The 7,149-nt window shown below is 63.9% G+C and carries 7 protein-coding genes; 3 read left to right on the top strand and 4 right to left on the bottom strand.

Annotated elements, in window-relative coordinates; translation table 11 throughout:
- Both EOA49_RS28930 and EOA49_RS28925 read left to right on the top strand, forming a co-directional pair.
- Nucleotides 1-901 (top strand): tetratricopeptide repeat protein (locus tag EOA49_RS28930; protein ID WP_164749311.1); only part of this gene is annotated, 901 nt, incomplete at its 5' end.
- A gap of 14 nt (nt 902-915) precedes the next feature.
- Nucleotides 916-1,206 (top strand): hypothetical protein, encoded by a 291-nt coding sequence (locus tag EOA49_RS28925; RefSeq protein ID WP_095776319.1) that lies wholly within the window; start codon nt 916-918, stop codon nt 1,204-1,206.
- 73 nt (nt 1,207-1,279) lie between these two features.
- Here the strand turns inward: EOA49_RS28925 and EOA49_RS28920 are convergent, their stop codons facing one another.
- Complete coding sequence (locus tag EOA49_RS28920; RefSeq protein ID WP_245430554.1) at nt 1,280-1,777, bottom strand: hypothetical protein; 498 nt, start codon at nt 1,775-1,777, stop codon at nt 1,280-1,282.
- 243 nt (nt 1,778-2,020) lie between these two features.
- Here EOA49_RS28920 and EOA49_RS28915 point away from each other — a divergent pair, with 243 nt between their 5' ends.
- Nucleotides 2,021-2,554, top strand: a complete 534-nt coding sequence (locus tag EOA49_RS28915; protein ID WP_179293662.1) for an OmpA family protein — start codon at nt 2,021-2,023, stop codon at nt 2,552-2,554.
- Nucleotides 2,555-2,608: 54 nt separating this feature from the next.
- On the opposite strand, the gene EOA49_RS28910 is transcribed toward EOA49_RS28915, so the two are convergent.
- The 3 genes from EOA49_RS28910 to EOA49_RS28900 form a co-directional block, all read right to left on the bottom strand.
- Nucleotides 2,609-5,032: a M23 family metallopeptidase gene (locus EOA49_RS28910; protein ID WP_127243499.1), complete on the bottom strand. Its 2,424-nt coding sequence runs from the start codon at nt 5,030-5,032 to the stop codon at nt 2,609-2,611.
- Entirely contained in the window at nt 5,029-5,439 is a 411-nt protein-coding gene (locus EOA49_RS28905; RefSeq protein ID WP_127240050.1) for a DUF1036 domain-containing protein, read from the bottom strand. The genes EOA49_RS28910 and EOA49_RS28905 overlap by 4 nt, the downstream gene beginning before the upstream one ends.
- Nucleotides 5,440-5,540: 101 nt before the next feature.
- Entirely contained in the window at nt 5,541-6,413 is an 873-nt protein-coding gene (locus EOA49_RS28900; protein ID WP_127243498.1) for a hypothetical protein, read from the bottom strand.
- Nucleotides 6,414-7,149 lie beyond the last annotated feature (736 nt).

Here is a 7,149-nt window from a genome sequence, read left to right as displayed (position 1 = left end):
GCTTGTTGCCGGCAAGGTCGACGAGGCCAAGAAGGCGATCCAGGAGGCTGCCGACATGGGGCATGTCCGGGCGGTGTTCGAGCTTGGCTATCTCAACGCCACGGGAACGGGAATGCCCGTCAATCGCAAGCAGGCCAATACCTTCTATGCCGCAGCGTCCGACAAGGGCGATCCGTATGGAATGACCTCGTGGGGTCGCGCTTTGTTCAACGGCTATGGCGTCGATCGTGATGCCACCAAGGGCCTGGACCTGCTGCTCAAAGCGGCGGCGATGGGGCACACCTATGCCATGAACGACCTCGCCGCGATTTTTACGGAAGGTCGTAACGGCGTACCTGCCGATCCGGCTCGCGCCGTGGCCTTCCTCAAAGCGGGCGTCGAACGGCAGGACATGTATTCGATGAACCTGCTCGGCCGAAATTATCTCGCCGGCACTGGGGTTGAGAAGGATCCCAAGAGCGCGCTCGAACTCTTCCAGAAATCCATGGATCTCGGCCAACCCTACGCTCCCGGCAGCTTGGCGCGTATGTACAGGGACGGTGTCGGTGTGCAGCAGGACCTTGCTGAGGCGCAACGCCTTTTCGAGGTAGCGACCGACCGCGGTGATCAGTCGGCCGCATATGATCGCGCGGCTCTGGAACTGCAGCGGGGCAACAAGGCGGACCAGCCTCTCGCCGTACGTTACCTTGCTTTCGCGGCGGCGCTCGATGTTCGCAACGAAATTCCAGATGCCAAGGCCACGCTGGCGAAGTTCGGAGCTAAAGCGAAAACGGCGGCCCTGAAACAGCTGCGTGGGGAACTCAAATCAAAGATTTCGGCGGAAGGCTCGTTGGACGTTCAACTGGTCAAGACGGCCAGAGCGGTCTGGGAGCAAGCCAATCCGCGTCGGGACTTGTTCTGATCAACAAGGAGGCAATGGTGGGCAGGGCATCGAAACTGGCAATCATCGCAACATTCCTAACTGGAGTTCTGGCTGTCGCGGGGTGCACCGCCGTGACGCCCCAGGTCGAACCGGAGCCGACGACGAAGCAAAAAGTCGTTCGGACAACGACCACGCCAAAGGTGATCAAGCAGAAGAAGGTCACCGCGAAGAAGCCGATCGAACCGGCGGAGGTAACAACTGAAGCTCCGCCTCCAGTTATTCCAGCGATGGGCGGAGGCGGTAGCGGCGGCAATAGTGGTGGTGGCGGCGGCTGGGGAGGTTGACCCCAAGGGGCGCAAGGCGGCTATACGTGATCGCCGACATTCGAGCAGGCTTGGCTAGTTTGAGCAGGCTTGGCTAGTAAGCATCGGCCGATTGTTGTTGCGCCTCCATCTCCGCCATCTCGATGCCCATTTCGACGAAGGCTGAAAGCACGGTAAACCGGTCCGCGAGCGATACCCGCGCAAGGCCTGCCAGTATCCCCGCGCCGACGGCATGGGCGGTCGGAAATTCGGCTGTCGCCTGATCGATGCCCGAGTCGCCGTCGCGCCAGCCTGCTGCCAAAGCGATCCAGGAAACCGGCGTCGCGGGCGGCACCTCAACGGCCTGGGCCACCGCCTCGCGATGGTCGGGATTGCCGGGTTCGCCGACCCAGTCGCCGACGAGCGCAAGCAATTCGAGGTCCGTGTCGCCGAGGAGCTCGGCAAGGTTGCTCAGGCACTCATGCGCCCACCAGATCGCGGGCCGCTCGGGCAGGAGATAGGCGCAGAAGGTGATTGCTTCCTCCGGCACTCGCCCGGCGAGCAGCGCGCGGCAAAACTCGATCGAGGGCTGGTCTGTCGGGACCGCTTTCATGTCCCGGGCAATGGCCGGGCAAGCGCTGAAGAGATCCCGCGCCGTCCTGAACCGGAGCCCCCTCGCCATGGCTGCCACGCCCTTATTAGGAATAGGGATACTGAAGCCCCGGCGGAGGCGCTGGTCAAGCGTTAGCTTTAGCAAACGACGGGCGCACGCAGCGTGTGTTTGTTCACAGACAATCGGCGCGAGATTTGCTATCGTCCGCCGCAGCGAAATCCGCTCAAACAGGGAGTAACGGTCATGCGGTGGGCCAGTTCAGCCTTTGCATTGGCGGCCGTGCTTTTTTCGACGCACGTTTCCGCTGATCCGCTTCAGAAATCCGAAGACATCGTGAAGTTCTTCACCGGCGCGGGCAATCTCGGCGCGACGCGCGGCATCTGCGTCGGCACTGAAGAAGAGTGCAAGAGCAAGAACGACCAGACCGCGGCCCCGACCAAAACCGGGCTCGACATGATGATCAATTTCGCGCTGGATTCCGCCCAGCTCGACCAGACCGCGCGCACCGAGCTCGACGAGTTCGCCAAGGCGCTGAAAGACAACCGGCTGAGTTCGTTCAGCTTCGTTGTGGAAGGCCACACCGATGCTTCGGGTTCGGATCGCTACAATCAGGAGCTTTCGCAGCGCAGGGCGAAATCGGTTGCCGCATTCCTGACCGCGAACGGCGTACAGGCCACCCGGCTGGAAGCGATTGGTCTCGGCAAGTCGCACCCGCGCGTCGCCGATCCCTACGATCCGGTCAACCGCCGGGTCGAGATGCGGATCAGGACGGAATAAGCCGCACGAATCACTCACGCTGCGAACAGCGACCGACGGTAGCGCGACAGGGCCTCAAAGGGTGGCCTGGATCGAGCTTATCAGGGCCGTGACGGCTTGCTTGTATTTCTCGAACTCCGGCGATGTCTGTCGGACCTGGGTCGTGGTCGTCTGCTGGTTCTGATCGGACGACGCCAAGCGGGTCACCTTCTGACCCATTTTCCGCTCGGCCCAGTCGGCGACGTAGCTGGTGGTCTTTCCGGTAAGGAAAGGGTTGGCCTGGATCACGGCGGAGCCGAGCACTGCGCTCAATTGCGCCGAGCCGGGCGCCGCCAGCACCTGGGCAGCACCTTCCATGCCCAGGAAATGGCAGAGATAGAGCCGCCCGGCGGTGATCTGGTGGCCGCGGGCGCGAAGATAGGCTTCGCCCTCGCGCGCCAGATTGCGCACCATCTCGCGCGACAGTGTGGCATCGTAGCGGAGCGCGAGCAGGTCGGCGGTCGACAGCGAGCGGGCGAGATCGGGCCGATAGGTATTCATCATCCGGATCCAGGTCTTGGTGATGAACTGACCGGCACCGGTCGCCGAGGAGAGCGGGTTCTTGGCTCGCGCTTTGCCGCCGCTTTCGACATGGACGATGCGGTCGGTCAGCGTCTCGACGGCAGCATCGCCGTAGCCGCCGCCGGCGCCGCCGGAAGCATAGGTGGCGACCGTGGTGACCGTACCCAGCGGATCGATCGCCTGGCCGCTCTGGTAGAGCTCGAAATGCAGGTGCGGGCCGGTCGAAAGTCCGGTGGTGCCGATATAGCCGATGACGTCGCCGGCCTTCACCTTGGTGCCGACGCCGCTCGCGATGGCGAATTTCTGCATATGCGCGTAGCGCGTCTCGCGCCCGTTGGCATGGGTAATCTTCACCAGATTGCCATAGCTGCCGCCATCGCCCTGGAAGGTGATTTCGCCGTCGAAGGCGGCCATGATCGGCGTGCCGACCGGAGCGGCCCAGTCGACGCCTTTGTGAATGCGAACGGTGCCCAGGATCGGGTGCTTGCGCGGGCCGAACGTCGAGGTCATCACCCCGCTCACCGGCGTGACCATGCCGTTGGTGACGTTGAGCGAGCGAACCTCGTCATTGCCCGTCACGCACGCATACTGGCCATCGCTCTGCTGGAAGACGAAACAGTCGAGCGTCTTCTCCGTGCCCTGAACGCCGACATAGAGGACCCGTCCGGAGATTTCGCCCTGGCCGCGCGGCGTCTGCGAGTAGATCAGCACCAGCCGCTGGTCCTCGCTGGCGAAGGCGTCGAGATCCTGTCCTCGCGACAGATACATGATGGCCTCTCCGATCACGCTGGTCGGAACCTTGTTGCGGGCGGCCGTCGAATATATCGCATCGAGCAGGCGATATTGGCGCTTGGGCCCGCCTTCGTCGGATGCGCCTGAATAGTTGAAAAGGTCCTCCCGCACCCACGGGTCGACGCCCGACACGAACGCGCCCGCAGCATTGCGCGTCAGCGTCCCGACATAGACATTCCTGGCGTAGATCGAGACCTGCATAAGCGACATGGTGGTGGTCTCGCGGTTCGGCCTGAATCCGCGCATCGCCACGACAAAGCCCGCCCCCAGCCCGTCGCGGTTGAACAGCGTCTTCAGCGCTTCGCCCGCCAGCTTCGCGTCGTCGGCGGAGAAATGCGCATCGGCGACGACGCTGTCCAGGCTGCGGTCGTTGAGGATTTTTACGAATGTGTCCTCGGTCGCCTCGAAGCGCTGGTATTCGCTGCTGACGGTCGCAACGGTCGTGTTGTTCTCGATCTGGGTCTTCTTGAACGCGGGAAGGGCAGCCTCGCCCTGGTCGACGGTCTCCCCCCAGCCCGCTTCCGGATCATCGGCATCCGCCTTGGGCGCTGAACTGGCAGGAGCTTCGCTCTCGTCGGGTGCGGCCTGAAGGTCGTTCTCAAGATCGCCTTGCTGGTCGTCGGCTGCGCCCGGAGCGAGGGGGGCGGCTTGCCGATCCTGCGGCGCCGTTGCAGGAGATTTCGGCACGGTCTGCCGCTGCGCCTGGAAGAAGGCGAAGTCCTCCTGCGTCGAGGGGATCGTCGTCATGAATTTTTCGCTGGCGCTCAACATTACATCGGACAGGATTTCGATCTGCGGCGAGGCGCCGGAACTGTCGAGCTCGGCCGGGCGCGCGACGGTCTTGCCCTTGGCCGTGTCGGCATCGGGCGCGAGCGTGATCCACATCGGATCGCCGGCGAGGTCGATGATGGCCGGCACATAGACCGAAGCGTCGGGCGGCACGTCATCCATCCCCTCGACCGGATGCAGTTCCTCGTCCTCGTCGCCGAAGGACCAGTAATCGCGTGTGAGGTAGAAACCCGTAGCTGTCGAGACGAGGACGAGTGCCGCAACGCCGGAAAAAATCCAGCGCCACAGCTTGCGCCGCCGCTCGGCAAGGCGCGCCTGCTTCTTCAGTTTGAAGCTCGTGTCGATGCTGTGCGTCACTGGCCGTTCCCGCTCAGGAAATAGGTCCAGCGCACCTGCTCCTGCGTGTCGACCTCAACGAAGCGCGCCGCGATATGGCCGCGCTGCCAGCATTCGTCGATGCCGCGGATCGAGAAGCGGCGCCGGTCGATGCACATCTCGATCGATCCGGTGAGGATCGCATGGCCGAAGACGTCCGTGGCGTAGATGTAGATGTAGCGGTTGGTCAGCTCCTCGCGGATGACGTTGACGCACTGGTTGGCGCCGATCGTCCACCAACCGTCGGTCTGGTCGGCATCGTCGACCTTCTGTCCGACGGCGAGGTTGACGACGTCGAGCGTCTGGTTGCAGACGGTGAATTCGGCATGTGCCTTGTTGACGGATAGCACGGAGAGCAACGCCGTGCCGGCAAGCGCAGCAAGCTTCATGCGGCCGATGCGATCAGCAACAGGCCGGATCGGTCCGCGCTCCTTGCGTGACTGGGACGGGGTGGAAGAGAGCAGGCGGCAGAGAACCATCGGCGTCCGCGCTATCCGCCAAGCCGGAAATACTTGGCGGTGGCCGAAAATCCGGAATCGTCCGCCTGGATCTCCTTAAGGATCCGGGGCAGCACTTCCGAGGCGGGGGTCGGGCCCGCGAACATCGCGGCCTGGACGTCCCGTGGCCCGGTGATCACCAGGATGACCTGAGGCAAAGCCTTGCCGGCCGCCTTGTCGTCAGCGGCGAGATCGATGGCGATCTTGAAGGTCGCCCTGTCCGGCTGCGCGACCATGCGGCTGTCGAGGTTGAAGGCGGTGCCATTGTGGTTGATCAGCAACACGCTGGAGATGAGCCCCCCGCGCGTTACCAGCGTGCCGCTGATCGGTGATCCGTCGGGCACCGATGTCCGGTCGAGCATGAGCTGCGGTCGTTCAGCCTCGCTTCGGTCGAGAAGGTGCAGGAAGGTGGGTACGCCGCATTGTGATGGGGTAATCAGGCGCACGCTGATGTCCGGCTCGACGTTGAACCTGGACTGGAACGCACCAAGCAGTTGCTCGAAAGGCTGCACGGCGGTTCCGAATCCCTCGATGGCCGCGGATGTGCCCGTTGCCGATGTCAGGGTCGCGTAGAAGCAATTGCCGCCGCTGAAGTCGCGCACCCAGGAGGCGCGCTGAGCCAACGCGTCGGTTTTGTTTGCCGGCGGCGGAACCTGGGGCTTTGGCAGATTGATTGCGACGTCGGTATTTTGAGATGGCTTGTTGGCCGGCGGTGGCTGCGGCAGTGGTGCCGGTTGTGTGGTCGAGACTTTCGGCCTTGCCGGCTGAGTAGCCGCTTCGGGCGCTGCCGGCTGGCGCGCAGTCGAAGCCGGCGCCTGATTTTGGTTTTCCGTAACTTGCGGCGCCGGCGTCTTCGACTTCGACAATTTGGACAGAGCGTCGACGAGGTCGGATGCGCTCGGTTTCGTCGCCGGCGGTTTTGCTTCCGGCGCCGCAGCAGCTTCCGCCGTCGGGCTCGACGGCTTTTGGTTTTCCGCTGCTTTCGGCAGGGGTGCCGGCAAGTTCTCGACCGACGGCTGAGCCGGTTCGGCCTCCGCCGGCTGCGAGGCTTTCGCCTCGTTGTTTTTGGCCAGGCTCTCTGAAAGGGCAGGCGGTGTCGGCTCGGATTTCTGTCCGGTCTCTACTTGCGCCTGTTTCTGGGCGGTCTTGTCCTGCGGTTGCGGCGCAGCCGATGGGGCCGGCTGTGTCGGCTTCTGCTCAGTCTCGGCCTGCTTCTGGACGGGTTGTGTCGTGTCTTGCGGTTGCGGCAGAGCCGGAGCGGCAGCCTTTGCCCGCTCAACGGCGGCTGTGCTGTCCGCCTTCGGTGCTTCCGGCTGCGGTTCGGCCGGCGCTTGCGGCCGAGGTTGCGGTGCCTCTGGCTGAGGCGTCGATGCCTCCGATGCCGGCTTGGGTGCTTCCGCGACGGGTTTTGCCGCCGGCTTCGGCGTAAGGGGCCCAGGCTTTTCGACGGCGGGCGGAGTGACCAACGCGCCGCTGAAATAGACGCCGGCCGAACCGCAGCCGGAAGCACCGAAGGCGGACAGCACAGCCGCCGTTGAGCGGGCAAAGGCTGCCGCTCCGGCTCTGCCGCAACCGCAAGACACGACACAACCCGTCCAGAAG

Source organism: Mesorhizobium sp. M1A.F.Ca.IN.020.04.1.1, from assembly GCF_003997315.1.
Classification (GTDB): Bacteria; Pseudomonadota; Alphaproteobacteria; order Rhizobiales; family Rhizobiaceae; genus Mesorhizobium.
Note: the sequence above shows the minus strand (reverse complement) of the source record. Positions and strands in the feature narration are given on the sequence as shown.